The following is a 24,048-nucleotide window of genomic DNA, read 5'->3' as shown; positions in this document are numbered from 1 at the left end:
AAGCTCAGTAAATTCAGCAAAGTTCAGGGTTTTGGGGGTTAGAGGCATGCTCTTCGGATCCCGAACTAGTTCAATATAGACCGTCGGCGAGAGGGGCAACCCCCTGCACTTAACTTGCAAGGGGTGCGGGGAGCTACAAGTTCCGCGCTCTGGCGGGAAAGTCAGGGTCGAGATACCGACTCCTCTGCCAAGTCGTTCTGTGACGCGGGGCAGGAATGCCCAATGGCAAGGTTGGGAGGCCCAAGCTCTATTGGCTAGAGTGAGGGCGGGGGGATGTTACAAGGAAAGCTTCTGGAATAGATGAGCCACCGGCAGGGCAAATCCTGGAATAACCTCTTCACCTTCTAGAAGATCAACCGATTTCAGGAGGCGGTCAGGCTCTTGAGAGCTGCGATACACCAGGACGTAGTGCTCGCTGGGGTGAACCAGCCAAACCAGGCGGCTGCCATTTTCAAAGTACTCCACCAGCTTGTCATGAATTTCTTCAACCGTATTGCGGGGGGAAAGCACTTCAACAGCCAGATCTGGAGCGCCTTCCAAAAATCCTGTGGGCAGTTCAGCCATGCCCTGCAAGCGTTCTTTAGCAAAAAAAGAGATGTCAGGGGAGCGCCAATTTCCACTCTTCATCTTAAAAGCAGTGCTGGAATCTAAAACGATCCCCAGCTTGTTGGACAAAACGTAGGGGGTCAAAGCTGCCAATAGGAGGCTGCAGACATAACCATGGAGTGCCCCCGCGCTTCCCATATCAATTGGCTTCCCATCAACAATCTCGTAGCGATGTCCCTCCCTGGACAACGCCATGAATTCTTCGGCTGTCCAAGCTCTTTTTCCCTGAGTTGGCACAGCTCCGACGGTCATCTGCAAACTCCTTGCTGCTCCTTCGACACCGCAAGCCAAGCCCGCAGGGATCCCCCAGCGGCTTTTCCTCGAGGGGGGACGCCAAAGGCTAAAATAGCCTAGCTCATCCTACTGTACCGACGGAAAAGGCACCTTGATCGAGCGCTACACTCTGCCCGAAATGGGCCAGATTTGGTCCACTGCCCACAAGCTCCAGACCTGGCTGCAGGTGGAGCTGGCCGTCTGTGAAGCGCAAGCGGAGCTGGGGCGGATCCCGCAAGAAGCCCTGCAGGAGATCAGAGCCAAAGCCGCCTTTGACCCGGCGCGGGTTTTGGAAATTGAGGCGGAAGTGAAGCACGATGTTATTGCCTTCCTAACCAACCTCAACGAGCACGTGGGCGAGGCAGGGCGCTACATCCACCTGGGCCTGACCAGCTCGGACGTGTTGGATACCGCTCTGGCCGTGCAGCTTGTGGCCTCGGTGGAGATCTTGCAAGCTCGCCTGGCCGACCTCATCGCTGCTATCCGCGACCAAGCTCGGCAGCACCGCTACACCCTCATGATCGGCCGCACCCACGGTGTTCACGCCGAGCCGATTACCTTTGGCTTTAAGCTGGCAGGGTGGCTGGCCGAGTGCCTGCGCCACCAAGAGCGCCTAGCTCGCCTGCGGGAAGTGGTGGCGGTGGGCAAGATCTCTGGCGCCGTGGGCACCTACGCCAACGTGCCTCCCCAGGTGGAGCAGTTGGCCTGCGCTCGCCTGGGCCTGAAGCCCGATACAGCCTCGACACAGGTCATTTCCCGGGATCGCCATGCGGAATATGTGCAGACTTTGGCTTTGATTGGCTCTTCGCTGGAGCGCTTTGCTACTGAAATCCGCCACCTGCAGCGAACAGAGGTACTGGAGGCTGAGGAGTACTTTGCCCCCGGCCAAAAGGGATCCTCTGCTATGCCCCACAAGCGCAACCCCATCAAGGCGGAACAACTGACGGGGCTGGCCCGTCTCCTGCGCGGGTATGCCGTCTCGGCCCTAGAAAACATTCCCCTTTGGCATGAGCGGGACATCTCCCACAGCTCCGTAGAGCGGGTCATCCTGCCGGATGCCTCCATCCTCTGCCACTATCTGTTGGTCAACATGGCGGAGCTGGTGGGCCAGCTGCAGGTTCACGCTCGCAACATGGAGCGCAATCTCAACCTCTACGGCGGCGTCATCTTCAGCCAGCAGGTGCTGCTGGCTTTGGTGGAGAAGGGCCTTAGCCGCGAGGAAGCCTACCGCCTGGTGCAGGAAAATGCTCACCGCGCCTGGAACCAGCCCGGCGGGGATTTCCGCGCCAATCTGCTGGCGGATCCCCGGGTGATGGCTCACCTCAGCGAGGCGGAACTGCAGGCTTGTTTTGATCCGCGGCGCCACCTAACCCATTTGGACGAGATCTTTGCCCGCCTGGGCATTTGAGGATCCCCTATGGTTTGGCAGCGGCAACATGTCCTGGGCTTGGCGGACTTTACCCCCGAAGAATATCAAATCGTTTTGCAAACCGCTGCCAGTTTCCAGGAGGTGTTGACGCGGCGGTTGCCCAAGGTGCCCACCCTGCAGGGGAAGGTGGTGGTGACGCTGTTCTTCGAGCCTTCCACCCGCACTCGTTCCAGTTTTGAGCTGGCGGCCAAGCGCCTTTCGGCCGATGTGCTTAACTTTTCCCCTGGCACTTCTTCCTTGGGCAAGGGGGAGACGCTCTTGGATACGGCCCGCACCTTTCTGGCCATGGGATCCGATCTCTTAATCGTTCGCCATGCCCAGGCAGGAGTGCCCCAACAATTAGCTGCCGAGATCGACCGCCGTGGATCCCCTGTGGGCGTTCTCAATGCCGGGGATGGACTGCACGAACATCCCACCCAAGGTTTGCTGGATTTGTTTACCCTCTGCAGCCATCTGGATCCCCGGCGTCCCCGTCTGGAGTTGCTGCAAGGGATCAAAATTGCCATTGTCGGCGATATTCTCCACTCGCGGGTGGCCCGCTCCGATATCTATGCCTTGGTGACTGCCGGAGCTGAGGTTCACTTAGCCGGCCCTCCCACCCTATTGCCCAAAGATTTTGCCCAGTTTGTACCCGGCCATACGCTCCCTGTCCATTGGCAGCTAGAGCCTGCCCTCGAAGGGTCGCGTTTTGTCATCACCTTGCGCCTGCAGCAGGAGCGCATGGGCGAGTTCCTTCTCCCCAGCTTGCAGGAGTACCATCACTTCTTCGGCCTCACGCGGCAACGACTGCGCCTGTGCCACCCGGATGTCAAGCTTCTGCACCCCGGCCCGGTCAATCGCGGTGTGGAACTCAGCTCCGAGGTGATGGAGGATCCCGGCTTGAACCTGATTGAGCAGCAGGTCACCCACGGCGTGGCGGTGCGCATGGCCCTGCTGTACCTCATGGGGGGCGGGCGGATCCCAGCTTAGAGCCCAGATCTTTCTCTGCTCGGGGAACATGTAGAGCTGCCCCACGTCTAGAAGGTTGGAGTCTATCTTCTAACCAATTCTCTCTGCCAAAAGCCGAAAGAATCTCTGGGCGGGGCTTTTCCCGCCCTGCTGAAATCATGTCCAAGCTTGCCGAGAGGTGAGCAACATCTTTGTCTCAAATTTTACACATCTTGGATCTGGATCGAGTTTTTTTGCAGCCGTCTAAGCTTAGCTCTTATTCAAGTTGTGTCCGTTTGATTGGTTGTCAAATGAGATAGAAGTTCAGCAGTATAAGCCTTTTCGCGGATCCTGGGCTCCAGGATCCTGATTTTGCTGAAATCCAAACTGGCCAAAACCACCAGATGGAAAATCGAGGTTTGGAAACGAGCCAGCACACTCAAAAATATCGATTTTTCTCTTGACTTAACCCAAAGTTAACCTTTAGATATCCCTCCGTTAACTTTGAGGTTATAGGGTTGAAGATGTTGATTTGCCACAGATATTACCTATGCGAACCCTGCTTTCTGCTTTCTCCCTCACCGCTCTAACAGTAGGATTTCTAACAGCGACCTCGGCTCAAGCCCAAACCGTGCAAATCTCCGGGGCGGGCGCGACCTTTGCGGCTCCTTTGCTGCAACGTTGGTTTGACGCCTACAACCGCACCGTAGACCCCACTGTGCAAGTCAGCTATCAGTCTGTCGGTAGTGGTGCTGGCCTAGAGCAGGTGATCAATGGCACTGTGGACTTCGGCGCTTCCGAGGCGCCTTTCTCCGGTGCTCGCCTGGAAAACTTCCGAGCTAAATACCGCTATGAGCCCCTACAGTTGCCTCTGGCGGGAGGGGCCATCGAGTTTGCCTATAACCTGCCCGGCATTGAAGACGGAGAGCTCATCCTGAAGCGGAAAACCTACTGCGGCATCGTGACCGGCGAGATCACTCGCTGGGACGACATTCGCATCAAGGCCGAGAACCCACGTATAGCAAACAAGCTGCCACCCCTGGACATCACCTGGGTACACCGCTCTGATGGTTCTGGGACTACCTTTGTGTTCACCAACCACATCAGAACTGTCTGCCCTAATTGGACAGCCGGTGCTGGTACTTCTGTCGAGTGGCCTGTTGGCATTGGAGCCCAAGGGAATGAGGGCGTAGCCGCCACCATCAAGCAGGAGCCAGGGGCAATTGGCTACGTGAACCAGTCCTATGCCAAGCTGGAAAAGATGACCACTGCTCGCCTGGAAAACAAAGCGGGCAACATTGTTGAGTTCTCGACTGAGGCAGCTACCTCGGCGCTTGATGCTCCCATTCCTGATAACTTTGCGCTGTTGGTGCCCGACCCTGAAGGGCCAAATGACTACCCAATCGTGGGCTTGTTCTGGGTGATGCTGTACCGCGAGTATCCCGATCAGCAGAAGCTGACCAAGCTGGTGGAGGCTCTGAAGTGGACCCAGGGGCCAGAGGGTCAAGCCATCACCAAGGAGCTGGACTACATCCCTATGCCTGAGGCGGCTATCCAGCGGATCTTTGCAGAGCTGGATGCCATCACCGTTAACCCCAATGCGGTGCGATGACTGGGTTGCAGCCTGAACTCCACTAGAGTGGAGCTGGTGGCCGGCTGAGGAGGCAGATGAGGCTTTCTCGGTCGGCTGCTGGGCTTACCTTGCACGGTGGGATTTTTAGGAAAGTTTTGAACCGAAGATGATCATGGGAGAGAGGCTATGACTTCAGCGGCTACGGGTTATGGTTCACCACCAAACCCGGATATCGATGTTGACATTGAGAAAAAGGCGAGCCTGTCTCGGGCTGTTGATGTGGGCTTTGTCCGCCTGACGCTGGCCTTGGCAGGGTTTGCCGGCATTATCCTCATCTGGGTGATTCTTCAAACCACCGAAGCGGCTCTGCCGGCGATTCAGCAGTTTGGCTTGGGCTTCCTGGTTACTGCCCGCTGGAACCCGGTGGAAAACATCTATGGGGTGCTACCACAGATTTATGGCAGTTTGGTAACCTCTCTGGTGGCTTTGATTTTTGCCATCCCTCTGGGCATTGGCACTGCCATCTTCCTGGCGGAAGGTTTTGCCCCCAAGTGGGTAACGGAGCCGATTGGCTTTGCCGTTGAGCTGATCGTGGCCATTCCCAGTGTGGTGCTGGGGCTGTGGGGGATCTTTGTGCTGATTCCAGCAGTGCGGCCCATCTTTCGAGCCATTAACCAGACGCTGAGTTGGATCCCTTTCTTGGGTGGCCCGGCTCCGCGGGGGCCCAGCTTGTTGATAGTGGCTGTGGTGCTGGGGATCATGATCTCTCCCATCATCATCTCCATTACCCGCAGTACCCTTGAATCTCTGCCACGCAGCCTAAAAGAGGGGGCTTTGGCTTTGGGGGCAACCCGCTGGGAGACCATCTTAACGGTGATGATCCCTGCCGGCCTGTCGGGCATTGTCAGCTCGATCATGCTGGCGCTGGGACGGGCCCTGGGAGAGACCATGGTAGCGGCCATGCTTTCCGGCAACGCCAACCGCATCAATATCTCCCTAATGCAGCCGGGATCCACCATTACCGGCTTGATTGCCTCTCAGTTTGGCGAGGCAGGACGCTTGCAGGTTTCGGCTCTCATGTATGCCGGCGTGGTGCTGATGGTGCTGACGTTATTGGTCAACATTGTTGCCGAGATCATCATCCGCAAGTTTCAAAACTTGGAGCAGTAACTTGGGAAGCAGAAAGAAGATAAAGGAGCACTGTTATCATGTCCGACTCAGCACAGCTTGCCCCTGAGAAGGTTGACATCGACATTACTCGTGCCGCCATTGCCCCTGTCCGCAATTACACAGGCATTGTCCTAACCCTGCTGAGTGGCCTCTTTGTGGCGGTGATCATAGCTTCCCTATCTTGGGTGCTGTGGGATGTGGGCAAGGAAGGCATCCAGCGGATAAATTGGGATGTCCTCACCCAGACCCGCTACCCTGCCCCTGGCCTGGCGGAAGGGGGCTTTGGTCACGCAATTGTCGGCAATTTAATGGTGCTGGCTACGGGGGCGGCTTTGAGCTTTCCCTTCGGCATCTTGGCGGCAGTGTACTTGTCTGAATTCGGTCGCGGCACCCGCTTGGCTTATCTGGTTAAGTTTTCCTGCAATGTGCTCACGGGGGTACCGGCCATTCTCTGCGGCCTGTTTGCCTATGCTGTGGTGGTGAGGGGATCCGGCTTTTCGGCTTTCTCGGGAGGGGTGGCTTTTGGCGTGCTGATGCTGCCGATTGTCGTCCGCTCCACCGAGGAGGCGTTGCTGCTGGTTTCGCCCGACATGCGCTTGGCTTCCCTTGGCCTGGGCTCAAATCGCTTTCAGACCACAATGCGCGTTGTTTTGCCGGCAGCGGCACCGGCCATCGTAACCGGGCTAATCCTGGCTTTGGCCCGAGCGGCAGGCGAGGCTGCACCTCTGCTCTTTACCGCCTTCAACAACAATTTCTGGTCTACTGATCTCTTTGGCCCGGTGGCTACCTTGCCGGTGATGGTCTACTTTTTCTCCATCATTCCCTACAGGGTGCAGCAGGAGCTGGCTTGGGCGGGCGCTTTGGTTTTGTTAGCCATTGTTTTGGCGGCCAGCTTGACCGCTCGCTTTTTGGTGTACAAGACCAGGAAATAGCCTGAGGATTCTCAACAAAGTCTTGAATCGAACTCTTCGTCGAACTCTAGCTCTTTTTGTGAGTGCTGCCATGCAAACTCAATCTCTTAACCAGACCTCTTACGTTTTCAGGACCGAGAACCTGAATGTCTACTATGGCTCCAATCTGGCGGTAAAAAATGTTACTCTGGACATCCCAGCCCGACAGATTACTGCGTTTATCGGCCCTTCCGGCTGTGGCAAAAGCACGATCCTGCGCTGTTTTAACCGCACCAACGATTTGATCCCCGGTGCTCGTGTAGAGGGCAAGCTCACCTACCACGGCAAGGATCTCTACGCCAAAGAAGTCGATCCGGTGGCGGTGCGGCGGCGTATCGGCATGGTCTTCCAAAAACCCAATCCCTTCCCCAAAAGCATTTACGACAACGTGGCCTACGGCCCGCGGGTGCTGGGGATGAAGGTAGACTTGGACGAGGTGGTGGAAACCTCGCTGAGGCGGGCTGCCCTTTGGGATGAGGTGAAAGATAAACTGAAAGAAAACGGCCAGTCGCTGTCGGGAGGTCAGCAGCAGCGCCTGTGTATTGCCCGCGCTCTGGCGGTACAGCCGGATGTGATTTTGATGGATGAGCCCTGTTCGGCACTGGATCCCATTTCCACCCGCCGTATCGAAGAGCTGATGAAGGAGCTGGAGGAGGAATATACCATCATCATCGTCACCCACAACATGCAGCAGGCCAGCCGCGTCTCGGATATGACGGCTTTCTTCAGCGTGGAGCTGGTGGGATCCAACCGTGTGGGCGAGCTGATTGAATTTGACAGAACTGAAGTCATCTTCAACAGCCCCACCAAGCAAGCCACAAGAGATTATGTGGAGGGCCGCTTCGGCTAATCGACCTGGCCGGACAGGGATCCTTCCCATACTGTTCTCGGCAAACCCTTTTGCAGGCAATTTCTGCCGATGATGGAGTCTGAAGAACCGTTGCACCCAAATACGGATACCTATGATCGTTGCCGCTCCTGACAAGCTGCAGGCTTTGCGTTCTGACTTAGAGGGTATTGAGATCATCACTGATCCGGCTCAGGTGGCCAAGTTGTCGTTGGATTTTTACCACTACAGCCCCGTGCTGAGCCGACAACTGAGCGACAAGCGGGGAGATTTGGTGGTGCGCCCCGCCGATGAGGCCGAGGTGATGCGGGTGGCAGCGGCCTGTGCCAAGCTGCGGATCCCGGTTACGGTGCGCGGTGCCGGTACCGGTAATTACGGCCAATGTATCCCGCTGGCCGGGGGTGTGATCCTGGACATGGGCAAGCTCAACCAGGTGCTTTGGGCAAAGCCGGGCTTGGCGCGGGTGCAGGCGGGGGCCAAGTTGATGGCCATCGACAAACACACCCGGGAGATGGGCTGGGAGATCCGCATGGCTCCTTCCACCTATCGCACGGCCACCATCGGGGGGTTCATTGCCGGCGGCAGTGGTGGCATTGGTTCTGTGACTTACGGCCAACTGCGGGATCGGGGCAACATCTTGGGGCTGCGGGTGGTCACCCTGGAGGAAGAGCCGCGGGTGCTGGAGCTGCGGGGAGATGAGGTATTCAAAGTAAGCCATGCCTGGGGCCTCAATGGGATCATCACCGAGGTGGAGATTCCGCTGGCGCCTGCTTACCCTTGGGCAGAGCTGGTGGTGGCTTTTCCCCCCGCAGGAGGGTTTATGCCCTGTGCCCATTTTGGCCAGGCCCTGGGCGATGCGGATGGGATCATCAAGAAGATGATCAGCCTGCACGCTTGGCCGATCCCCAGCTACTTTGCGCCGCTGCGGGGCTATCTGCCAGAGGGATCCGCTGTGGCCCTGTTGATGGTGGCCGAATGCAGCCTGGAGCCGCTGTTGGAGCTTGTCCGGGAACATGGGGGCCAAGTGGTTTACAACAAAACGGCCCAGGAGGCCAGCAAGGGGATCTCGCTGGGGGAATTTTCTTGGAACCACACCACTTTGCACTGCCGCAGCGTGGATCCCAGCCTGACTTATTTACAATCGGCTTTTCCCGCCGATCGGGAGCTGAAGCTGGTGCAGCACATGTACGAGTATTTTGGCGACGAAGTGCTGATGCACCTGGAGTGGATTCGCATCAACGGGCAAGCTACCCCTGTCGGCCTGCAAATTGTCCGCTTTACCACCGAAGAGCGTCTAAACGAGATCATGCGCTACCACGAAGAGCAGGGAGTATTTATTGCCAACCCCCACACTTTCATCATCGAAGACGGCGGGCGCAAAGTGATGGATCCGCGCCAGATTCGTTTCAAAGAAGAAGTGGATCCCTATGGGTTGCTTAATCCGGGCAAGATGCGCACCTGGCAGGAGCGCGCCTCTGCTTGAGGAATAGCAACAGTAGCACAGCAATTGGCCTTGGTCTATCTGTATTGCCCATGTTTAATCCCTGATGGATTGTCTGGGCAGGACAACACCAGTCCAAAGCTCTACAGTCAGTACTGTGGGAATGCTGTCCACCGTTAAATGCTTTGTGGTGTGGACTGTCAAACTTCCGGCAGCCAGTCCTCTGCAAGCACCAACTCTGGAGAGTAGGGACAGACATCTGGAAATGTCGAGATTTCTATCCCCGTTTGCCTGGCTGCTTGGCGGCGCGCCCGTTGATAACTCTCTTCAAGTTGCTCTACCAGATAACCTTTTAGGCTAGGGCTATCTTCTATGGCCAATCCGATTTGGGTTCGCGCATCTGTAATGGAATCTAGCCAGCTATCTGAACGGCGCTGAGGTTGATACTGCCACTTGAGCAGATGCAGCAGAAGGCGAGTTAATTGACTGGCAATCCCTCGTCGTTCGCTCTTGCCCAAATTCTCAACCTCTTCAATTAGGTGTGCTAGGTCAATTTCATGCCAGCGCCTTTCCCGCAATAGCCGGGTTGTTCGGTCAATCCACAAGTTAAAGTCTGTCGAGTATAGATTGCTCATAGCTTTGTCCTGCTGAAAAATAGGGTCGCGATAATTATGAAATCCAGACTACGTCCTTCTTGAGTTTACTACAATAAAACCTGTAACACCTGAGTTCTCAACCGTCTGGGAGCAGAGTCCTCTGGTGACAAACCTTATCCAGGCAACTCTTTCTATAGTCATTTCGATTTAAAGCAGGACACTGCACCCACACTTAAAGTGCACCGAGCCGGAAGGCTTTTCAAGGACTCCGTCCCGCTGGCGCGATCAGGAGCCCAGGCGTCTTACCCTAAACTGAAGCAACTATATTTGACGAATATTTGACGGAGAGTGGATGGAGAGGGTGTCCCTGTGGAGAAAGGTTCAAACAAACGCTTTAACTGCCATAGTAGTTGATGGCTAAAGCTCCCACCAGAGTAAGCTGAAAGACCAAGATCACGAAGTAGAAAATGGCGCGGGGCTTGAACAGAGTGAGCATCAAGCCTATGGCTTTCAAGTCTACTATCGGCCCAAACACCATAAAAGCCAACAGGGATCCCGGCGTGAAGGTGGCGGCAAAGGAGAGGGCGAAAAAGGCATCCACCGTCGAGCAGATGGAGATGATCCCGGCCAGGGCCATCATGATCAGGATTGAGAGCAATGCATCTTGGCCATAATCCAGCACAAACGAACGCGGGATCACCGTTTGAATCAGGGCCGCCATCGCCGAGCCCAAGATGAGCACGGATCCCAATTCGCGGATCTCCCTGGCCCAGGTCTGCAGCAGGAGAACTCCTTTTTGTCCCCTGGAGGGAGAAGGCGCAGCGGCCAGAGCAGAGCGATACACATCTTCAGCCGTTTGTAAAGTGGCCAGGGATCCGCCAGAGGCCCCTTGGGCATAGCCCTGGGATCCAATCCAGAAGGTGCCCCCCTGCAACAACGGCGAGCGGGAGATGTTCTTCGGATCAGCTTCTTGGGAGCAATTGCGCTGCAGCTCCCGCCAGACTGCCGGCTGCAACAGAGGCTGGAAATCCTTTTGCAGGCTGAAGATCAAGCCGACGACAACCGCAATGCCGAAGGAAAAGAGAACTCGGTAGATCACCAGCTCCGGCATGGAGCGAAAGGCAATCCAAGTGGAAAAGATCACCACCGGGTTAAACACCGGCGCCGCCAACAGAAAGGCCACCGCCACGTGGGGTGGGATCCCTTTGATCACCAGTTGACGGGCCACCGGCAGGTTGCCGCACTCGCACACCGGGAAAAAGAATCCTAAAGCGCCACCGGCCACCGCGCTGCCGATTTTGCCTTTGGGCAGGAAACGGGCCAACTGGGATCCCTCGACAAACACCGCCAGCAGCCCCGATAGAAACACCCCCAGCAGCAGAAATGGCATGGCCTGCACCACAAGGCTCAGAAACAGGGTGAATCCGTCTCGCCAAAGGGGAGAGTCTAAAAGGCTCAACACACCGCCTCACGCACAATTTGGGCCTTACTGAGTTTGGATCTCGGCCCAGCGCCCTGTCAAACGGCTCTCAACCCCGCTCTTCTATAGGGATGTAGCGTTGCTGGCGTTCACCTGTGTACACCTGGGTGGGTCGGAAAAGCCGATTATCGGACAACTGCTCCCGCCAATGGGCCAGCCAACCCGCCGCTCGGGCAATGGCAAACACCGGTGTAAACAAATCTTCTGGGATCCCCAGCTTGGCGTAGACCAACCCTGAGTAGAAGTCCACATTCGGGTAGATCCCCTTCGGCCCTAGCAACTCCTCACACACCCGCTCCACCTCCAGGGCAATGTCGTAGTACTTGTCGTGGCCGTAGCGCTCAAATAGCTCTTCGGCCAGCCGCTGCAGGATGGTGGCCCGCGGATCCTTCACCTTATAAACCCGGTGACCCATGCCCATGATGCGCTGTTTTTTGGCCAGCTTCTCCTCGATAAACGAGCGTACATTTTCCACCGAGCCGATTTGCCGCAGCAGCATCATCACCTGTTGGTTGGCCCCCCCGTGCAACAGCCCCGAAAGGGTACCCACCGCCGTGGCCAGGCTGCTGTAGGGGTTAGCCAGCGTGGAAGCGCTCACCAGAAGGGCAAACGTAGAGGCATTGACCGTGTGCTCGGCGTGCAGGATCAGGCAGATGTCAAAAATGCGGGCCAACCAGGGATCCGGCTTCTTGCCCGAGAGCATGTATAGGAAATTGGCAGCATGATCCAGGTTGTCGTCCGGGGGAATGGGATCATTGCCCTGTCGCATCTGGTGGAACATGGCCACCATGGTCGGCAGCTTGGAGAGCAAGCGGGTGACGGTGCCGAATACATAGTCGGGATCCATCTCCCGCAGCGGGTAAAACAGCCCCAAGCCCGCCACACAGGTTTGCAGAGCATCCATCGGGTGGCCCGACTCCGGAAACGACTTGATCATGTCGCGGATGCGGTATTTCACCCGTCGATGACTGCGGATCGCCTGATCAAAGTTGTCCAGCTCCGATTGGGTCGGCAGCTTTCCAAAGATCAGCAAGTAGGCTGTCTCCAGAAAGGTACTGTGGGCGGTCAATTCCTCGATGGGGATGCCCCGATATTCCAGGATCCCCGCCTGGCCATCCACAAAACTAATGTTGGAGCGTGTGGCCGGAACGCCTTCCAAGCCTGGTCTGTATTCGCCATCCGCCATGGTCGGATCCTTAGAGCAAGTATTTCCTAGATAATGATGAATCAAGGGTTGCCAAAGGTGCCTGGAACCCAACCCCTTGCTCCCCTCGGGCAGTACTGACCCCGCTTTGCCCCATTGACATGCTCCCTGCTCTAGAGGGCGAGGATTCCAGTTACTGGTTCCGTGACAGCACTTACCGTAAAGGACTCCGTCTCGCTTTCGCAAGAAGGTTTCCCCTCTACGACAGCGGCGCTTGTCTCCCCAGTGGTTTTCTTTTTCAAGGCGGCTTCCCCCTGCCCTAGGGTGTTGTTGCAGACAACAAAAAACTATTACAAAACTATTTATTTATTATTTGTTTGGGTTTGACCCAGTCGTTAAACCGTTGGGCTTCTGCAGCGGTTGACTACCCTGCCGCTGCCGGCAGCATAGCACAAAGCCGCTCCCTACTGCTCCGCAAGCTGTCGCGACTGCGTCAGCGAGCCGTGAGCCTTGAGGGCCCAGTTTTTGGGTAAAGCAAAGTTTGGATCCCTGCAGCCAAGTGCCGCCCTTGCCATCCTTTACAGAGAGCTAGGCTGGGATCTGCCTTCTATCTTGCAACAGCTCCCGCTGCCCGACGCAAAAATTGTTGCTATGGTGAGAACTGCGCCCGGCTTGAGGGATCTTGGCGCCTGCCGGAGCCGTGAAAGTTCGCTCCCCCGCTTGGAGATCGGCATCGATGTCGGATACTGCTCAAACTCACCTTGGCTCCAGCCCAGTGCAAGGACTGGAGTACGTGGTGCTGGGAGTGGCCACTTGCTTCCAGCAGGATCAGGAAGGTCGCCTGGTAGAGGTTTTGGTGGCCGAGCCGGTGCCTGCTGCCGATTTGGACTGCCTGGCCCAAGAACGCCGCAGCACTTCCTATGTTCTCCTCTACGCCACAACCTATGCCGAGATCGTGAACAACGGGATCCCAACTTTGCCTGCCGATGTTTTCCCGCCAGGGGTGTTGTTGGGAGAAGACTTCGTGGAACGGGTGCAGGCAGCGGCCCGCACCTATCGCAGCAAGCCCCAGTTTCGCCATATCCCCCTGCACCAAACCTGCACTCCAGAGCGGGGGGTGTTTAAGCTCAATCACAGCGTTGAGCCCCGACGGATCCTCAACGCGGTTGTGGAGGTGAAGGATGCCGACAACATCAAACAGCACCCCCACACCCATCAACGGCTCTGACTCACTGGGCTGTACGGGTCAGACGTGCCCTGGAAAGCAGGTTGAACCGCCACTCTGGGCTAGGCTTCGGGATCCCTCTACCCTTCTGGAGCAGGTACGCAGCGGTCAGGTTTGGCTGGTTAAGGGAATGGGATCCCATGGGCTGTTGCTGGAGAAAGCTCATATTGTCGAGCTGCTGGAGTTTGGTGCAGCCGTTGGCCTGGCCATCGATCGCGATTGCCGAGCGGTTTTGCCGATCGCGTAAGCGGGACGGAGTCCTTTTGGCCAAGTGTATCTGCAGGCCCCTGCCACTTTTTTGGAGCGTCAGTGGGGCTATCGTCGTCGCGCTCGCAGCACCGAGATCCTGCAAAAGTTGACAGAGGCTTACCCCAGCCGGCGGCGGGCTACCCTTCTCTGGCAGCATCTTCATCAGCAGTTTGGGCCGGCGTTGCTTGCTTCTGTGCCGGACGAATGGCTAGGACGGTTGGTGGGGGTGTCGGGAGATCTGATCCAACGTTGCCGCCAAGAAACGAGGATCCCTGCTGGCGCTTTGGGCTGCAGAGAGCGAGATTGAGACGGGGGGAGCCCAAGAGAGAAACTCGAGCGCTTGTTTCACCAAAAGACAAGCTGCTGCCGCCTCAACCCCAGCAAAAGGACGGCAAAACACTTGGTCAAAGGAATTGGTGGCTTTCCGGCTGCAACACTATCTCGCTCGGTACAGCACCAGCGGGCGCTGTAAGGGCAAAGCAGATGGCTTCCGCAGCCGTGGCAGGGCTGAGCATCTTGTCTCGTTGCACCTTCAGGCTGATGGGATCCCAGAAGGGTGAGTCGATGCCCCCGAAGTAAAACAGCGTAAATCTGACCCCAAAGCGCTTCAGCTCATCGGCCATGCACTTGCTAAACCCGACCACCCCAAACTTGGCCGCACAGTAAGCAGAGGCCATCGCCATGGGATAACGTCCAAGGACGCCGGGAAAATTGAGGATGTGGCCGGATTTTTGCTCCCGCATGGGGTTGGCAGCCAGTTGGCTGGTGTAGAAGCTGCCCTTCAGGTTGACCGCCAGCATTCGCTCCAGGTCTGCGGGGGTTAGCTGGGGAGCAGGCTTCAGGATCCCGGCCCCGGCCAGGTTAATCAGCACGTCAATGCGCCCATGCTTTTGCACCGTTTGGTTGACCAGTGCCTCTACCTGGGCATAGTCCGTCACATCAGTGGGGATCCCCAATCCAGAGGCAGCCCCCAAAGAGGCTGATTTCTCCACCAGAGCTCGCAGGGGCTCTTCTCGCCGAGCGGCCAACACCAGATGGGATCCGGCCTGAGCCAGCATGGGCACCAGGACGCTGCCGATACCCCCTGTTGCCCCTGTGATCAAAATAACTGCCTGCGATAGCGGAGAAGACACGTTACGTTTCTTAAACTCTTTTTCCCATCATACACAGGGATCCCGACAAGCCAGTCACAGCCCCACTGGATCCCTCGACAGAGGTCATCTGAGCGGTGGAGAAGACAGGAAAGGCTGGTACAGCCACAACCCACTGAACCCCAGGGTTAGGAGAGTGAGGGGCAGGCCAAAGCGCAGATGTTCTCCAAACGAGAGCACGTAGCCTTTTTTGGCCGCTGCCTCGACTGTGATCAAATTGGCCACCGCCCCAAATAGTGTCAAATTGCCTGCCAAAGTGGAGCCAGCAGCCAGCAACAGCCAAGCGGTAGTCTCCTGTCGGGGCAGGAACGATTGCAGCAACAGCACCGCCGGCACATTGGAGATGAGGTTGGATAAAACGGCCACACTACTCAGCAGGGCAAGAGGGGATCCCGCCAGACTCTCTGCCAAGGATCCCAAGCCCATCCCCCAAGCAGTTACCAGCTCTCCCGTTGCCCGCGTCAGGATAAATAGCCCGGAAAACATCACCAGCAGATTCCAGTCCACCTGCCCCAAAAATCGCTCCGGCTTCAGCCTGCGGGTAATCAACAACAGGGCTGCCGCCACCAAGGCCGATTCTGCCAAGGGAAGTCCGGCTACAAAGGCCACAAACAGCCCCCCCGTAATCACCACGCTCTTGCGCAACAGGGGCGGATAGAGCCGCAGCGGTAGCCAAGGCACCTGGGCAAAGGGTTTCAACGAGCGCACCTCAGGGTAGTACAACCACAGCAACCCCACTTCCAGCAGCAGCCCTACCACGGCAATGGGGGTCATCTGGGCAGCAAACTCCAGATAGCCGATCCCAGAGAAGGAGCCGATCAGGATATTCTGCGGGTTGCCGCTCAGGGTGGCGACGGATCCCAGGTTGGTGGCTGCCGCCAAGCCCAGCAGATAGGGAATCGGGTTTAACCCCAGCACCGTTGTGACCTGCAAAGTCAGGGGAGTAAACACCAGCGCCAGCGTGTCGTTGAGCAGGAAAGCCGAGAGCAGCCCGCTGCCGAACACCAGCATGATCAACAGACCAAAGGGGCTGCGGCTCACCCGAATCAAGCCCAGCAAAGCCAACTGAAAAGCCCCCCCATAGGACAAGCTGGCATTTACCACCATCATGCTCAGGAGAAACACAATCGTGGTCGGGTCAATGGCTTCCCAAGCCTGCCGTAGCGACAAGGTCCCCAAGCCAATCAACAGGGCGGATCCCACCAGGGCGATGGTGGCCCGGTTCATACGCAACCTAGGCAGGGATCCCAGTCCCAACCCGACATAGCTCAAACCCAACACCAACCAAGACAGCCCCTGCACCCCCCGATCCCTCCCGCACTTCTTTCAGGATCCCTGATGGGTTCAGCCAATGGCAAAGGCTGGAGTTGAAACAGGCCCAACATTCCCGATACTCAATAAGTCACAAATAAGTCACAAGAACCAATCATGGTCAGAAACCTTTCGGGATAGTCCAAAAGCTCCGCTGGATCAGCGCGTTTGCCTCGGCGAGCTGCAGACCGAGCAGAGGTGGCGAGAATATCCAAGGTCTGGCCATCGTTCGTAGGATAATGGGAGCCCGCAGACATTGAGTTACCCACCGTTCACTGAGGAGTTGTCCCCTTGGTCAAAGAACGCGTAGAGGTCATCGTCCCGGCCACCACCGCCAACTTGGGGCCAGGGTTCGACTGCATCGGTGCAGCCCTAGAGCTCTACAATCACTTCCATTTTCGCGAGATCCCTTCCGGCCTCAGCATCCACTACCGTGGCAGCGACCACATCAGCCAAAGCAAGGACAACCTGGTGTACCGGGCTTTTTGCCGCGCCTTTGAGTTGCTGAGTAAGCCTGTGCCGGGGGTAGAAATCGAAATTACCCTCAACGTGCCCCTGGCGCGGGGGTTGGGCAGTTCTGCCACCGCCATTGTCGGCGGCTTACTGGGGGCCAATGCCATTGGAGCACTCAACTTAGCTCCCGAAACCCTTCTACAACTGGCTATTGCCTTGGAGGGCCACCCAGACAATGTGGTGCCCGCCCTGCAGGGCAGTTGTCAGCTTTGTGTGCAGGGACAGCAGGGGCAATGGGTGTTCTGTCCGGTGGAGTGGCATGAGAGCATTGGCATCCTGGCCGTAGTGCCCAACTTTAAGCTTTCCACCCAAGCGGCCCGCGAGATCCTGCCCAAATCCGTCAGCTTGGCGGATGCGGTTTTTTCCAGCAGCCATCTGGGCCTGCTCATTCGCAGCTTGCAGTCGGGGCGGGTGGACTGGCTGAAGGTGGCTCTGCAGGATCGGCTGCACCAGCCGGCGCGTATGGAGCTGATCACCGGGTTCAAAACGGTTCAAGCTGCAGCCATGGCTGCCGGAGCCTATGGGGTGGTGATCAGCGGAGCCGGCCCCACTCTTCTGGCCCTCTGTGCTCCCGAGAATCGGGAACGGGTGGGATCCGCGATGGTCAGCGCTTGGGCGCAGTTGGATATTGAAGCGGAGGCCAAACTGCTCAACCTGGACCGGCAGGGAGGACGGGTGGTGATCCACTCCCAGCCGTCTGGATAGGAAACTCCCTCTCCAGTCGGGGAGCTACCCTGCTGCCGGGAAGCCATCTTGCAGCAGCAACACCAAGGGCGGAAGAAATAGCCAAGCCGCCACCATCAAGGACGCCGCTGCCGCCATCAACACCGCTGCCGCCGCGCAATCTTTGGCGATCTCGGCCAGGAGATGGTACTTGCTGCCCAGGGTGAGATCCACCACTGCTTCCAGAGCGGTATTCACCAGCTCCAGCGCCATCACCAAACCGCTGGTTAGGCTAATCACGGCCATTTCCAGGGCGCTCAGCTGCAGGCCCAGCCCAAGGCCAAAGGCCATCACCGCCATCACCATGTGAATGCGCAAGTTGCGCTGGGTGCGGATGGCATAGACCAAGCCCTTGCCCGCGTAGTAGAAACTTTTGCCCAAGTTGTCGGCCACTTGCCAAGAGGGGGGGCGTCGCCAGGGATCCCTTCCCAAAGGCTCGGCACTGGCTGCCCGATCCGCCTCAGATGGCTGCGCTGGGTCTCTGGAATGGACGCGCCGCCGGAACACCGCCAGGCGAGAACGCTCCGGCAACCGACTAGGACTGTTGGCCATGGGCCACCTCCCCATCCAGTTGGATGGCTGCGAGCAACTGTCGCTGTTGCTGCAACATGCGCTGTAGGGACAGTTCATCCGGGTGATCCCACCCCAGCAGATGGAGCAACCCGTGGCTGGCCAACCAGGCCAACTCTTGCGAAAGACGATGCCCCTGCGCCTTGGCTTGTGCGCGGGCGGTGGGCACCGAAATCACAATATCCCCCAGTAGGCGTACCCCCGTTACGTCTTGGATCCCAAAGGGGGCAAACATCTCCTGCGCGGCAAAGGCCAACACATCGGTGGGCTCGTCGAGATGGCGAAACTCGCGGTTGAGCTGGCGGATGTGTTCATCGGAAGTGAGGCAAAGGCTGAGCTCGCATGGCTCCTGGACTCCCAGCTCTTTCAGCCAGATCTCGAACCAATGACGCCAAGTGGCTTCTTCAACCGGGCTGGGGATGTTGAATTGCAGATAGAGATCTAGAGATCCATCCATGCGGGCCTCACTCACACCACGCCCCCTATTCTACTAGTTTGCCCGGATTGGGCCAGGTTTTGTTTCTCTGCTCCGCAAGCTGCTGCAGCACCTGCCGCAGTCGATTCTCCAACAGATGGCAGCCTGAGTCCAAATCCTCTGTCGGGAACAGATCCCCGGCAATGCCCACTGCCCAGGCCCCTGCTTGCAGGTATTCCGCTGCCTTGGCCAAGGTGACTCCCCCGGTGGGGATCAACGGCAGGGATCCCAGCACCGATTGTAGATGGCGCAGGTAGCGGGATCCCCCCATGCTCTCCACCGGAAACACCTTTACTGCCGTTGCCCCCGCCTGCCACGCCCTCCAGATCTCGCTGGGGGTGAGGGCACCGGGCACGATGGGCAGCCCTACTTCCCGACCCCAACGGATGACTTGCTCATCGGTGAAGGGGCAAACGCAAAACTGGGCTCCTGCCTGCCAAGCCTGCTCCGCCACCTGCCGATCGAGAACAGTGCCCACCCCTATCCAACACTGCGGGTGGTCTTGCCGCAGTTGGGCAATCAGCTCCAGGTATTGGGGAACTTGCGTGGTGATTTCAATGTGGCGGATCCCGGCCCGGATGGCCAGCATGGATCCCTCTAGGGCCTGGGCTGGGCTGGCCCAGAGGCGGATCACGGCAATCAGCGGCTGCTGCCACAGATGGAGTAACCAGGGGTGCTGTGACCCTTTTCTGAAACTGCACTCAGCATCCTCGAATGCCATCTGTAGGAAAATACCCGCTCAGTGTTTTGCAGTTGCTTGGGTTTAGCTTAAGTTTAATTGCAATCCAAAAACGAAAAAGTCAGCCTGCCAATGAAATAATGACAAACCATAAAGCCTAAACGTCTTTTCTTTCAAGGGAAAGCCTAGCAGATGACTCAGGAACAAGCAAAGCCGGTGTTTTATAGGGGCAACTGTTTGCGCGTTCGTGGCCTTTGCCGGAGTGTTTGCTTTTCCCAGCTTTTCACGGCGTTGCTGGTTCCTGCTCTGGCCTTGTTGTCTCCCTAACCGGTGCTGAACTCAGCAGAGAAGAGGAGGAAGATTCCTCAAACCAAAGGTGCCGCAAGGTATCCCGTCTGTATGAGGCAACTTTTTGGTTGGCCTTCTAAGCGTGAGGTTTGCCAGCAGGTGAGCGGCCAGTTTATCGTCATTTCCTAGTTTTTCTAGTCCGTTGAGGTTGCTGCCGCTTGAGTTGCATGCCGTCAGGCCTGTGGGATCCGGAGGTGGAGTCGCTACTGTCTGGCTCTTCTGTTGCTGTTCGGAGTAGCCCTAAATAGCCAGCTCAGGCCCGATTCAGATCCGTGGGGATCTTTGTATCCTTAGGGTCGATGGGTCGGTTGCAGAGGGTGTGAGGAGTGACGAGTCTCAGTCGTGGGGCACACAGGCTAAAAGGGTGGATAGCGCTCGGATTGCTCACCCTCTTGCTGCTGTGGGGGGGTGCCCCGTCTCAGGCGCAGAATGTCAACCAATTGCAACAGCGGCAGCAGCAGATCCAGCAACAAATCCAGAGCACTCAGCGCCGCCTGGGAGAACTGCGCCAAGCAGAAGAAGAAGCCCGCCGCCGCATGGGATCCCTGCAGCAAAACATTCGACAGACCGAATCCAGCCTTCGCGACAATCAGTATCGCTTGGAACAAGCCCAGAAAGCCCTGGAGCAAGCTCAAAAGGAGCTACAGGAGCTGGAAGACCGCCTGAGACGGCAGCAACAGGGCACGGCTGCCCGTTTGCGCTACATGCAGCGACAGGGGGCCGAACATTGGTGGGCTTTGCTGCTCACCAGCCGTGACTTGAACGAGTTTTTCGACCGCCGCCACCAACTGCAACTGTTGATCGAGGCGGATCGGCAGTTGATCCAAGAGCTGCAAGCAATGGCCAAGGAGGTGGATCAACAGCGCATTGCTCTGGAGATGCAGCGCAACGAGATCTCTTTGATTTTGCAGGAGCTGGCCGCCCAGAAGAACCAACTGCAGCAGCAGGCGGTCGCCCAAGAGCAGCTGTTGAGCCGCTTGGCCAACGAACGCGCGGCCTATGAAGCAGCCCAACGGCGGCTGGAAGCCGATTCCCAACAGTTGACTCTCCTCATCCAGCAACTGATCGCCCAGCAGGCCCAACAGCAAGGGGGCAGGGATCCCGTTCAAGGGACGGGCCGATTCATCGCTCCGGTGCGCGGGCCGATCACCAGTGGCTTTGGCTGGCGGGTTCACCCCATCTACCGCAGTCGCCGCTTTCATGCGGGGATCGATTTTGGTGTGCCCACCGGCACTGCGGTGAGAGCCTCCGACCGGGGCACCGTCATCTACGCCGGCTGGTACGGCGGCTATGGCTACACGGTGATTGTGAATCACGGGGGCGGCATCACCACCCTGTACGCCCACAACAGCCGCGTTGCCGTTGGGGTAGGCCAGCAGGTACAGCGGGGGCAAGCAATTGCTGCTTCCGGCTCCACCGGCCTCTCCACCGGGCCCCATGTTCACTTTGAAGTGCGCGTCAATGGCCAACCGGTGGATCCCCGCCGCTACCTGTGAAGCAAAGCCTCCGTCGGCAACAGCTTCAGGGATCCCGCCTGCAATGTCCACCGCACATCGGCAATGGAGGACAGCTCCTCCGGGTCGTGGGAAACCACCAACACCGTCCAGGTGGACTTTAGCCGAGCCAGCAGCTCGATCAACTGCCGTCGCACCGACCAATCCAATCCTGCCGTCGGCTCATCCAGCAACAGCAAAAACGGGCCACGGATCAACTGGACGGCCAGGGCCAAGCGCCGCTGTTGCCCGCCGCTGAGGCGGTTTGGGGAGGTATGTAGAGGGATCCCTTCCAATCCCACCTGTCTGAGGGCGTTTTCGATCTCTTTTCTCTGTAGCTCTGGATAACCAAAGCGCATTTCCTCCAGCACCGTCAAGCCGCAAAAGTGGCGCTCTGGAAACTGAAACACCAACCCCGCCATGCTGCGCAAGCGGTTGGGGGAAAGTTCTGCCCCTCCCCAGGTAATCCGTCCTTGGGTGGGCCGCGCCAAGCCAGCCAAAATCTCCAGCAGGGTGCTCTTGCCCGCCCCACTTTTGCCCACGATCAGCCCCAACTGGTTCAGGCCCAACTCAAAGGAAAGATCGTTGAGAATGGGCTGGGAAACGCCTGCCGGATGGTAGGAAAGATGCTGAACTTGCAACATGGGGGGCAAAAGAGGGGGATGCTGTCGTTATTTTGGCACCGGAAGATCCCCGCGCGACAGCTATGGCCCTTCTTCAGCGGGAAGGTCGAAGCTTGGGAAACACCTCTATCCGGAGGAGCAGATTAAGCTAGCCTGAAGGTAGGGTAAATTATCGCTCTGGTTATCCTGATGGCGCAGCCTTCTTCTGCAGATTCTCCTTCGGTTGGGGCGGGATCCCCCCCCCAGCTGAGTTACACCCGCCTGGCCATGCGCAACATGGTGCGCAAAGGCAAGACTTCCCTGCTTCACTTCACCCTGACAGCGGTGGGGTTGGTGGCCCTGCTGGTGGGGCTGGCCTACCTGTTTCACTAAGTTTTCACTGAGTTCCGCGAGAGTGTCCTGGCTATACCCTCTTGCAGTTGTTCCTAGGGCGGGAAAGCCACACCCTGAAAGGTCTTTCTTGTTACACTCCATGTCGCTTCTTAAGCTTTTCCCAAGATTAGGTGTTAGAAGGAACAAGCAGCAATGGCTCCTACGGTTGGACCTACGGTCCGCTTCCGCGAACGAGCGCACGGCAATCCCGGCTGCTGAAACGCCAACCTTTGGCTTTAATGCTACGCATCGCTAACGCGACTGGACTTTGGCCTATGCAGACTTCGCCAGACCTCACCTCCGCTTGTTCTGTCATTCGCCTGCTGTTGTTTGCCAAGAGTCGAGCTGTCGTTGCCGAACTTGAGGAACATCTGCGCCAGCACATCCAGGGGTTGCCCGGCCAATACCCTGCCCAACTGGAAGTGGTGCCGCTGGAGGAGCGCCCCTACCTGGCGGAGCATTACAAGCTGGTGGTGACCCCGGCTCTGGTCAAGGCTGAACCCTTGCCTGCTCAGGTTTTGGCAGGCGAAGACTTGGCGACGCAGTTGGAAGTGTGGTGGCCCCGTTGGCAAGGCCAGGCGGCTTTGGCCTCCGGCCCGCTGACGCGAATGGCTTCCCATGGACCTACGGTCCGCTTCCGCGAACAAGAGGGGGCAGGACGGCATCCCACCTCCCCTCCAACCACTGAGGCACTGTTGCAAATGTCGGAAGAGGTGTTTTTGCTGCGGCAGGAGCGGGCCCAATTGCGGGAGCAGTTGGACTTCAAAGATCGCGTTCTGGCCATGCTGGTGCATGATTTGCGCAGTCCCCTGACGGCCACGGCTCTGGCGGTCGAAACCCTGCAGCAGGGGCGCGAGGGATCCCTGGACAAAGCGCTGGAACGGCAGTTGTTCGACCATGCCCGCCAGCAACTGCGCAAGATGGACAGCATGATCACCGATATCCTGGAGTCGGCCCGTGGCGCTGCCTCGGAGCTGAGGATTCGAGCCGTAGAAACCCAGTTGCCCGGCTTGTGTCAGGCGGTGATCGAGGAGCTATGGCCGCGCATTCAAGGCAAGCGGCTGCAGTTTCAAGCGGATATTCCCGTGGATCTGCCCTCTGTTCACGTGGATCCCGACAAGATCCGCCAAGTTCTGTTCAACCTGCTGGACAACGCCATCAAGTACACCCCCGCCGGGGGATCCATCCGCCTCGATGTCCTCCATCGCACCAGCCAAAAGGTGCAGGTGACCGTCAGCGATACTGGCCCTGGGATCCCGGAAGCCGACCAAGAGAGCATCTTCTCCGATTCTGTCCGTCTGTCCCGGGATCAACAGCAGGAGGGCTATGGCATCGGCCTTTCCCTCTGCCGACGGATCGTGCGCGCTCACTACGGCCAGATTTGGGTGGAGTCTTCCTTGGGCAAAGGCAGCAGCTTTCATTTCACTTTGCCCGTGTATCGGCTCTGCAAGGGCTAGCCGGGAGCTGGCTCCCCATGGGTGTAAACTACCCGACCCTGACTACTTCGCAGTACAGGGCGGGCTTTCGGTAGCCCTGCAGTTGGCAAGCCAACCACGGACCTCTAGGCTGGTTTACGGCAGCCCCAAGTTTGGCAATCATGTTGGCCCCATTCCAGTCCGCATCCCCTTCCCATCCACAGTGCCCACACTTGAACTGCTTCCCACTGCGATAGGATTGCGTAGGATCGGGATGGATGTGCAAACACCGGTGGCAGGTCTGCGACGTGTAGGCAGGCGGAACCAGCACCACAGGTACTCCGGCAATGGCAGCCTTGTAGACCACGAACATCCTAAGCTGGTAGAACGCCCAGTTATTGGTTCTGCGGCGCTCAGCTTTGCTGCGTGGCTGTTGATTGACCCTTTCCCGGATCCCTGTCAGGT

Annotated in this window: 25 protein-coding genes; 14 read left to right on the top strand and 11 right to left on the bottom strand. The window is 57.7% G+C overall.

The annotated features are described in order from the left end of the window. Positions 1-276: 276 nt before the first annotated feature. The gene (locus NW829_RS04905) at positions 277-858 is read right to left on the bottom strand and encodes a Uma2 family endonuclease (RefSeq protein WP_011430559.1); all 582 of its coding nucleotides are present in this window, start codon (positions 856-858) and stop codon (positions 277-279) included. A 133-nt stretch (positions 859-991) separates the two neighbouring features. Here NW829_RS04905 and purB point away from each other — a divergent pair, with 133 nt between their 5' ends. The 7 genes from purB to NW829_RS04870 all read left to right on the top strand — a co-directional run bounded on the left by purB (position 992) and on the right by NW829_RS04870 (position 9,258). Beyond that, entirely contained in the window at positions 992-2,287 is a 1,296-nt protein-coding gene (gene purB, locus NW829_RS04900) for an adenylosuccinate lyase (RefSeq protein WP_414413563.1), read from the top strand. Positions 2,288-2,296: 9 nt separating this feature from the next. After that, a complete protein-coding gene (locus NW829_RS04895) occupies positions 2,297-3,277 on the top strand; it encodes an aspartate carbamoyltransferase catalytic subunit (RefSeq protein WP_414416563.1) in 981 nt (326 codons plus the stop codon). Between the two features lie 508 nt (positions 3,278-3,785). Further along, entirely contained in the window at positions 3,786-4,847 is a 1,062-nt protein-coding gene (pstS, locus tag NW829_RS04890) for a phosphate ABC transporter substrate-binding protein PstS (RefSeq protein ID WP_414330700.1), read from the top strand. 147 nt (positions 4,848-4,994) lie between these two features. Continuing rightward, positions 4,995-5,978 (top strand): phosphate ABC transporter permease subunit PstC, encoded by a 984-nt coding sequence (gene pstC / locus NW829_RS04885; protein ID WP_414413907.1) that lies wholly within the window; start codon positions 4,995-4,997, stop codon positions 5,976-5,978. 38 nt (positions 5,979-6,016) lie between these two features. Beyond that, positions 6,017-6,910, top strand: coding sequence for a phosphate ABC transporter permease PstA (gene pstA / locus NW829_RS04880; RefSeq protein WP_414352132.1), 894 nt, complete (start codon positions 6,017-6,019; stop codon positions 6,908-6,910). Positions 6,911-6,980: 70 nt separating this feature from the next. Next, the gene (pstB, locus tag NW829_RS04875; protein WP_414413908.1) at positions 6,981-7,778 is read left to right on the top strand and encodes a phosphate ABC transporter ATP-binding protein PstB; all 798 of its coding nucleotides are present in this window, start codon (positions 6,981-6,983) and stop codon (positions 7,776-7,778) included. Between the two features lie 112 nt (positions 7,779-7,890). Next, positions 7,891-9,258, top strand: a complete 1,368-nt coding sequence (locus NW829_RS04870) for an FAD-binding oxidoreductase (protein WP_414413909.1) — start codon at positions 7,891-7,893, stop codon at positions 9,256-9,258. Positions 9,259-9,416: 158 nt separating this feature from the next. Here NW829_RS04870 and NW829_RS04865 read toward each other — a convergent pair whose 3' ends face one another. The 3 genes from NW829_RS04865 to NW829_RS04855 all read right to left on the bottom strand — a co-directional run bounded on the left by NW829_RS04865 (position 9,417) and on the right by NW829_RS04855 (position 12,478). Continuing rightward, a complete protein-coding gene (locus tag NW829_RS04865) occupies positions 9,417-9,851 on the bottom strand; it encodes a DUF29 domain-containing protein (protein ID WP_414416562.1) in 435 nt (144 codons plus the stop codon). Positions 9,852-10,206: 355 nt separating this feature from the next. Continuing rightward, positions 10,207-11,274 (bottom strand): permease, encoded by a 1,068-nt coding sequence (locus tag NW829_RS04860; protein ID WP_414416561.1) that lies wholly within the window; start codon positions 11,272-11,274, stop codon positions 10,207-10,209. Positions 11,275-11,341: 67 nt separating this feature from the next. Further along, positions 11,342-12,478, bottom strand: coding sequence for a citrate synthase (locus NW829_RS04855; protein ID WP_011433503.1), 1,137 nt, complete (start codon positions 12,476-12,478; stop codon positions 11,342-11,344). 694 nt (positions 12,479-13,172) lie between these two features. Here NW829_RS04855 and NW829_RS04850 point away from each other — a divergent pair. The 3 genes from NW829_RS04850 to NW829_RS04840 are packed head-to-tail and all read left to right on the top strand — an operon-like array spanning position 13,173 to position 14,217. Continuing rightward, positions 13,173-13,664, top strand: coding sequence for a hypothetical protein (locus NW829_RS04850; protein WP_414341729.1), 492 nt, complete (start codon positions 13,173-13,175; stop codon positions 13,662-13,664). Further along, the gene (locus NW829_RS04845) at positions 13,618-13,908 is read left to right on the top strand and encodes a hypothetical protein (RefSeq protein ID WP_148202743.1); all 291 of its coding nucleotides are present in this window, start codon (positions 13,618-13,620) and stop codon (positions 13,906-13,908) included. Before NW829_RS04850 ends, NW829_RS04845 begins: the two co-directional genes overlap by 47 nt. Before the next feature lie 24 nt (positions 13,909-13,932). Then, on the top strand, positions 13,933-14,217 hold the full coding sequence (locus NW829_RS04840) for a hypothetical protein (protein WP_414416560.1): 285 nt from the start codon (positions 13,933-13,935) through the stop codon (positions 14,215-14,217). A gap of 97 nt (positions 14,218-14,314) precedes the next feature. Here the strand turns inward: NW829_RS04840 and NW829_RS04835 are convergent, their stop codons facing one another. After that, complete coding sequence (locus NW829_RS04835; RefSeq protein WP_011433499.1) at positions 14,315-15,043, bottom strand: SDR family oxidoreductase; 729 nt, start codon at positions 15,041-15,043, stop codon at positions 14,315-14,317. Positions 15,044-15,127: 84 nt separating this feature from the next. Beyond that, positions 15,128-16,363 carry an anion transporter gene (locus NW829_RS04830; protein ID WP_414416559.1) on the bottom strand — a complete coding sequence of 412 codons (1,236 nt, stop codon included), beginning with the start codon at positions 16,361-16,363 and terminating at the stop codon, positions 15,128-15,130. Between the two features lie 300 nt (positions 16,364-16,663). On the opposite strand from NW829_RS04830, the gene thrB reads away from it, so the two are divergent. Next, the gene (gene thrB, locus NW829_RS04825; protein WP_414329601.1) at positions 16,664-17,590 is read left to right on the top strand and encodes a homoserine kinase; all 927 of its coding nucleotides are present in this window, start codon (positions 16,664-16,666) and stop codon (positions 17,588-17,590) included. Positions 17,591-17,614: 24 nt separating this feature from the next. Here thrB and NW829_RS04820 read toward each other — a convergent pair whose 3' ends face one another. Genes NW829_RS04820 through eda form a run of 3 tightly spaced genes read right to left on the bottom strand, consistent with a single transcriptional unit; the run spans position 17,615 to position 19,374 of the window. Continuing rightward, positions 17,615-18,160, bottom strand: coding sequence for a diacylglycerol kinase family protein (locus NW829_RS04820; protein WP_414413858.1), 546 nt, complete (start codon positions 18,158-18,160; stop codon positions 17,615-17,617). Further along, a complete protein-coding gene (ybeY, locus tag NW829_RS04815; protein WP_414413859.1) occupies positions 18,144-18,635 on the bottom strand; it encodes an rRNA maturation RNase YbeY in 492 nt (163 codons plus the stop codon). The genes NW829_RS04820 and ybeY overlap by 17 nt, the downstream gene beginning before the upstream one ends. 25 nt (positions 18,636-18,660) lie before the next feature. Then, on the bottom strand, positions 18,661-19,374 hold the full coding sequence (gene eda / locus NW829_RS04810; protein WP_414416558.1) for a bifunctional 4-hydroxy-2-oxoglutarate aldolase/2-dehydro-3-deoxy-phosphogluconate aldolase: 714 nt from the start codon (positions 19,372-19,374) through the stop codon (positions 18,661-18,663). Positions 19,375-20,060: 686 nt separating this feature from the next. On the opposite strand from eda, the gene NW829_RS04805 reads away from it, so the two are divergent. Beyond that, positions 20,061-21,176 (top strand): murein hydrolase activator EnvC family protein, encoded by a 1,116-nt coding sequence (locus tag NW829_RS04805; RefSeq protein WP_414413860.1) that lies wholly within the window; start codon positions 20,061-20,063, stop codon positions 21,174-21,176. Here the strand turns inward: NW829_RS04805 and NW829_RS04800 are convergent. Then, the gene (locus NW829_RS04800; RefSeq protein ID WP_011433492.1) at positions 21,167-21,817 is read right to left on the bottom strand and encodes an ABC transporter ATP-binding protein; all 651 of its coding nucleotides are present in this window, start codon (positions 21,815-21,817) and stop codon (positions 21,167-21,169) included. The genes NW829_RS04805 and NW829_RS04800 overlap by 10 nt on opposite strands. 168 nt (positions 21,818-21,985) lie before the next feature. Here NW829_RS04800 and NW829_RS04795 point away from each other — a divergent pair, with 168 nt between their 5' ends. Beyond that, positions 21,986-22,168, top strand: coding sequence for a DUF3285 domain-containing protein (locus NW829_RS04795; protein ID WP_414352125.1), 183 nt, complete (start codon positions 21,986-21,988; stop codon positions 22,166-22,168). A 275-nt stretch (positions 22,169-22,443) separates the two neighbouring features. Continuing rightward, a complete protein-coding gene (locus NW829_RS04790) occupies positions 22,444-23,625 on the top strand; it encodes a histidine kinase (RefSeq protein ID WP_414416557.1) in 1,182 nt (393 codons plus the stop codon). A 28-nt stretch (positions 23,626-23,653) separates the two neighbouring features. On the opposite strand, the gene NW829_RS04785 is transcribed toward NW829_RS04790, so the two are convergent. Beyond that, on the bottom strand, positions 23,654-24,048 hold a 395-nt coding region (locus NW829_RS04785; protein WP_414416556.1), incomplete at its 5' end, for a zinc ribbon domain-containing protein.

It is taken from the genome of Synechococcus sp. R55.8 (assembly GCF_047461895.1).
In the GTDB taxonomy this organism is placed as follows: Bacteria; Cyanobacteriota; Cyanobacteriia; order Thermostichales; family Thermostichaceae; genus Thermostichus.
The sequence above is the reverse complement of the archived record's forward strand: the minus strand, read 5'-3'. Positions and strand labels throughout refer to the sequence as shown.

Coding starts and splice junctions, on each gene's coding strand:
- NW829_RS04800 (WP_011433492.1), bottom strand. CDS start 21,817: ATGTTGCAAGTTCAGCATCTTTCCTACCATCCGGCAGGCGTTTCCCAG.
- ybeY (WP_414413859.1), bottom strand. CDS start 18,635: ATGGATGGATCTCTAGATCTCTATCTGCAATTCAACATCCCCAGCCCG.
- NW829_RS04905 (WP_011430559.1), bottom strand. CDS start 858: ATGACCGTCGGAGCTGTGCCAACTCAGGGAAAAAGAGCTTGGACAGCC.
- pstA (WP_414352132.1), top strand. CDS start 6,017: ATGTCCGACTCAGCACAGCTTGCCCCTGAGAAGGTTGACATCGACATT.
- NW829_RS04790 (WP_414416557.1), top strand. CDS start 22,444: ATGCAGACTTCGCCAGACCTCACCTCCGCTTGTTCTGTCATTCGCCTG.
- pstB (WP_414413908.1), top strand. CDS start 6,981: ATGCAAACTCAATCTCTTAACCAGACCTCTTACGTTTTCAGGACCGAG.
- NW829_RS04895 (WP_414416563.1), top strand. CDS start 2,297: ATGGTTTGGCAGCGGCAACATGTCCTGGGCTTGGCGGACTTTACCCCC.
- NW829_RS04845 (WP_148202743.1), top strand. CDS start 13,618: ATGCCGACAACATCAAACAGCACCCCCACACCCATCAACGGCTCTGAC.
- pstC (WP_414413907.1), top strand. CDS start 4,995: ATGACTTCAGCGGCTACGGGTTATGGTTCACCACCAAACCCGGATATC.
- pstS (WP_414330700.1), top strand. CDS start 3,786: ATGCGAACCCTGCTTTCTGCTTTCTCCCTCACCGCTCTAACAGTAGGA.
- NW829_RS04795 (WP_414352125.1), top strand. CDS start 21,986: ATGGCGCAGCCTTCTTCTGCAGATTCTCCTTCGGTTGGGGCGGGATCC.
- NW829_RS04870 (WP_414413909.1), top strand. CDS start 7,891: ATGATCGTTGCCGCTCCTGACAAGCTGCAGGCTTTGCGTTCTGACTTA.
- NW829_RS04855 (WP_011433503.1), bottom strand. CDS start 12,478: ATGGCGGATGGCGAATACAGACCAGGCTTGGAAGGCGTTCCGGCCACA.
- NW829_RS04820 (WP_414413858.1), bottom strand. CDS start 18,160: ATGGCCAACAGTCCTAGTCGGTTGCCGGAGCGTTCTCGCCTGGCGGTG.
- NW829_RS04865 (WP_414416562.1), bottom strand. CDS start 9,851: ATGAGCAATCTATACTCGACAGACTTTAACTTGTGGATTGACCGAACA.
- NW829_RS04850 (WP_414341729.1), top strand. CDS start 13,173: ATGTCGGATACTGCTCAAACTCACCTTGGCTCCAGCCCAGTGCAAGGA.
- eda (WP_414416558.1), bottom strand. CDS start 19,374: ATGGCATTCGAGGATGCTGAGTGCAGTTTCAGAAAAGGGTCACAGCAC.